Origin of the sequence: Nocardia sp. NPDC004604 (genome assembly GCF_040609795.1) — a bacterium.
Classification (GTDB): Bacteria; Actinomycetota; Actinomycetes; order Mycobacteriales; family Mycobacteriaceae; genus Nocardia.
In genome coordinates, this window is the sequence record NZ_JBEXLC010000126.1 from 23,241 (window position 1) to 26,483 (window position 3,243).

Here is a 3,243-nt window from a genome sequence, read left to right on the forward strand (position 1 = left end):
ACCCGAGAATCCACGCGCTCAACAATCGAGGTGCACCCGAGAATCCACGCGCTCAACAATCGAGGTGCACCCGAGAATCCACGCGCTCAACAATCGGGGTACGCCCGAGAATCCACGCGCTCAACAATCCGGGTACGCCCGAGAATCGGCGCGCTCTCGAGAATGCGGTTGTACGGCCGTGAATCCCAGTAGGCTCGCGGCCATGCGTGCCGCAATCGCAGTTCGTCTGCTGGCCGTGGCGGGGATGGTTTTCGCTGCGGCCGGAATCGGTGCGCTCGCACCGGCTTCCGCATGTGCCTGCGGCGGGGTGGCCAATCCGCCTGGTCGCCCGGCCTCGGTGGGCGAGGAGACGGCGCTGGTGGGCTGGGACGGCCGCCGCGAGACGGTGCTCATGCGACTTGCCCTCAAATCGGGCACCGACCAGGCGGCGCTGATCGTGCCGACACCGAAACCGGCCACTGTCGCGGGCGGCGATGCGGCGACCTTCACCGAGCTGCGGAATCTCACCGCGCCCAGAATCGTCACGGAGCGTCGGTGGTTCTCGCGGTCGTCCCGGGGCAGCGCCGGCGAAGGGGCGACGAGCGCCGCGGGCGGCGGCCCCACCGTCCTCGACCGCGTCCAGCTCGGTCCGCTGGAGGCAACCACCCTGTCCGGCGGCAGCCTGGACGGCATTCGAAAGTGGCTGAGCGACAACGGCTACGAAATGCGTCCCGAGGTGATCGGCACCCTCGATCCATATCTGCGCGAGGGCTGGTCATTCGTCGCGATGCGCCTCACCAGCACCAAACCGCTGGACGGCGCACTAGATCCGGTACGCCTGACCTTCGATTCGGACCGATTCGTCTACCCGATGCGCATGTCGAGCGCCGCGAAACAGGCCCAGTACGTACATCTTTACGCACTGGGCGAGCACCGTTTGCGACGCACCGACCCAGACACCACCACCCAGACGGTATCCGTCGACTTCGCGGGCCGAGTCACCACCACAGATCCCGAACTGACCCAACTGACGACGAACGCCCACAACTACCTGACCGAACTCCGAATTTCGATCGACCACCCCGCAGATATCCACTCCGACTTCACCTTCGAGCCCGACACCACCGACGCGCAGATCTACCAGACCATCCACCGAACCGAACCTGTCGAACTCTTCGCCCTCCCCGCAGGCCTGGTCATCCTCGGCGCCGCATCCCTGGCTGCCCTCGCCGTCCTATTCGCCATCATCCGCACCCTCCGCACCTGAAAACCGAGCCGTCGCCCTACCCAGTCGCCGTCGGGCCCCTCCCCCTCGCCCCCGCATACCCCCACCCGACCAATCCCCCCACCACAGCCACCCAAAGCCTCCCAAATCGACGAGAATGCGCTGGTGCAGGTGCCTTCTCGACGTTTACCTGCATGAGCGCATGGTGATCGCTCGTCCAGGAGGGTAGGGGAGTTGTCGTCGGGGCGGGGCGGTCTCCGGCGCGGAGCCAGCATTGGTGCGCTGGGACGGGCTGCTGCGGTGGCCAGTGCCCGAGTGGGGGCCGCCACCACGGCTTCCCGGGGGAGCATCCGGTACCCAACACCCGAGCTGGGACCATCACCACGACTTCCCGGCGGAGCATCCAGTGCCCAACACCCGAACTGGGACCATCACCACGACTTCCCGGCGGAGCATCCAGTGCCCAACACCCGAACTGGGACCATCACCACGACTTCCCGGCGAAGCATCCAGTGCCCAACACCCGAACTGGGCTGTCACGACGGCTTCCCGGAAGGGAGGGGTCAGGCGCCGATGGCGGGGGCGATGGTGGGCCAGGAGGTGTGGAGGGTGTCCTGCCAGTAGGACCAGGAGTGGGTTCCGGTGGGGCTGTAGTCGATTTGGGCGGGGATGTTCAGGGTGTGCAGGCGCTGTTCGAATTCGATGACACAGGTGTTGACGCCTACCTCGACGGGGCCGCCGAGGACAATGTTCTCGGCCAGTTGGGGTTTGACCTCGGCCTCGTGCGGGCCGGGGATGCCGGAGCCGGTGGAGAGGTAGATCGTCTTGCCGCGCAGGCGATCCGCGAGCGCGGCGGCATCGTGTTCGGCCCAGGCGGGGCTGCCGGGAGCACCCCACATGTTCACCGGATTGCCGCCGCGGTTGGCGATGGAGAACATGACCGCCCCCGCGGCGAGGCTGGTGTCCGGGCAGGAGCTGTAACCCGCGACCGCCCGGTACATTTCGGGATGACGGACGGCGAGGATGAAGGCGGCATTGCCGCCCATGGAGAGTCCGCCGATGGCATTGACGCCATTGCCGTAGCGCGCATCGATGATCGGCGGCAGTTCCTCGGTCAGGAACGTCTCCCATTTGTAGCGGCCGAATTTGGGATCATCCTGCTGCCAATCGGTGTAGTAGCTGGCCTGGCCGCCGACGGGCAGCACGACATTCACATTCTTACGCGCGAAGAATGCCTCGGCGTCGGTGGCATTGGTCCAGGTGCTCTGGTTGATGCCCGGATCGAGGCCGTCGAGCAGGTAGAAGGTCGGGTGCGCGCCGCCGTCCACCGGGTGCAGGACCTGGACCTGGATGGTCCGTCCCATCGATGGCGATTCGATGGAGATCGCCGAGCGCGTGGGGCTCAGCTCATCGATCCGATCGACCCGTGCGGCCGATGCCGTCGCGGGGTCGACGACCATGGGGCCCACTGATGCAATCGCAAAGGCCAGCACCGCAATGGCTATCCGGGTTAGCCGCATGTCCCCACCTCCATCACCGCATGACAATGGCCATCAACGTAACTCACCCCGAGACGTTGGGGAAGAAATTCGAAATCCCCGCGTTTCCACGGCAAACTGTCCGGTGCTGGGTGTCGCGTTCTGCTACGACTGCGGAACACAGTTGATGCAAGGGGTGGGGTAGCCTGCGACCGTCGAAGATGTGCCAGTGCCCCAGTTGACTAAGTTAAATAAGAGATCTAATTTCCTTCGACACCTCAAAGTCTTGCCTAGCTGGGGCGGCGGACCTTGGTTCAGCCAGAACGTGTTCTGGTCGAGCTGAGGTGCCGCCATGTCCTCTCTTGACCGGGGAGAGGGACAGTAAGGATGGATCTCGTTGGGATCTTCGCGGGAGTTGCGGCCGTGATTACCGCTTCGTCCACTGCGGTTGTGCGGATCAAGATCGCTAAGTGAGCGTCCGAGAACTTCGGTCATGTTCGGGTGAGGCGGCGTGACATGGTCATAATGGTGGCGATGTAGACCATGGCTTCGTGGTGGTCG

At 64.9% G+C, this 3,243-nt stretch carries 2 protein-coding genes; one reads left to right on the top strand and one right to left on the bottom strand.

The window, feature by feature from the left end:
* Positions 1-202 precede the first annotated feature (202 nt).
* Positions 203-1,246: a DUF2330 domain-containing protein gene (locus ABZW16_RS33455; protein ID WP_354960102.1), complete on the top strand. Its 1,044-nt coding sequence runs from the start codon at positions 203-205 to the stop codon at positions 1,244-1,246.
* A 521-nt stretch (positions 1,247-1,767) separates the two neighbouring features.
* Here ABZW16_RS33455 and ABZW16_RS33460 read toward each other — a convergent pair.
* On the bottom strand, positions 1,768-2,724 hold the full coding sequence (locus ABZW16_RS33460; RefSeq protein ID WP_354960103.1) for an alpha/beta hydrolase family protein: 957 nt from the start codon (positions 2,722-2,724) through the stop codon (positions 1,768-1,770).
* Positions 2,725-3,243: the final 519 nt, after the last annotated feature.

Bases quoted from the DNA above. Each gene is read 5' to 3' on its own strand.
- ABZW16_RS33460 (WP_354960103.1), bottom strand. From the start codon at position 2,724: ATGCGGCTAACCCGGATAGCCATTGCGGTGCTGGCCTTTGCGATTGCA.
- ABZW16_RS33455 (WP_354960102.1), top strand. From the start codon at position 203: ATGCGTGCCGCAATCGCAGTTCGTCTGCTGGCCGTGGCGGGGATGGTT.